This is a genomic window from Oleiphilus sp. HI0117 (genome assembly GCF_001635235.1).
Genome location: NZ_LWGA01001114.1, coordinates 1 through 768, shown reverse-complemented (window position 1 = coordinate 768; position 768 = coordinate 1). Strand labels below are relative to the sequence as shown.

The following is a 768-nucleotide window of genomic DNA, read 5'->3' as shown; positions in this document are numbered from 1 at the left end:
GAATAATGCTTCACTCATATTCTCTTACCGCCTCCTATTCAATTATTAAAAATTAACAGAGGCGACAACTATCCTGACACAGGGGGTTCTGAATCAGCTTCAAAACAAAATCTATAACTCATACTATGAACAAACTTCTTATCCAATGCCTTGATCTGGCACAAAGACTTATTAATACCTGATAATTCCGCCAATAAATTTACATTATTTTTAAGCTCGTAACTCTGCAGCTGGTGTTTTTTTGAACTACACTTAAAAGATTGCTTTGGCCTTCCAAATACGCGGCTATTACCTTTAACCAGTAGACTTTTAACTTTGAATAACATAACAAAGAAAGCAAGCAACGCCCACGTACAGATATTGCCCAGTATAGCGCTACGGGTTGCTAGAGGCACATCAACCGTCTCGTTATTCTTTCTTCTGTATCTGAGTATGTTGATTGGCTCCACAAGCGCTTACGCAGATGAGCATCTCAGCCCATCACTCAAAAATGTCAGTATACAACTGAAGTGGAAACACCAATTTCAATTTGCAGGATTCTACGCAGCCCTGGAAAATGGCTATTACCAAGATGCCGGTTACAACGTCGAGATCAGAGCTGCCGGTCCTGATATAAACCCCATCACAGAAGTGCTTGAGGGTAAGGCTGATTATGGCATAGCCAATGCTGAGCTTGTGCTCTATCACCTGAACGGCAATCCTCTCGTCGCATTAGCAGCCATTATTCAACACTCGCCAATCGTATTGATGACTTTAAAGAAGAATAAT

The 768-nt window shown here is 40.9% G+C and carries 1 protein-coding gene; it reads left to right on the top strand.

Translation table 11 applies throughout. From position 1 onward, the window contains the following. Positions 1-315 precede the first annotated feature (315 nt). The coding region (locus A3757_RS20005; protein WP_197470152.1) for an ABC transporter substrate-binding protein at positions 316-768 on the top strand (453 nt) is incomplete at its 3' end.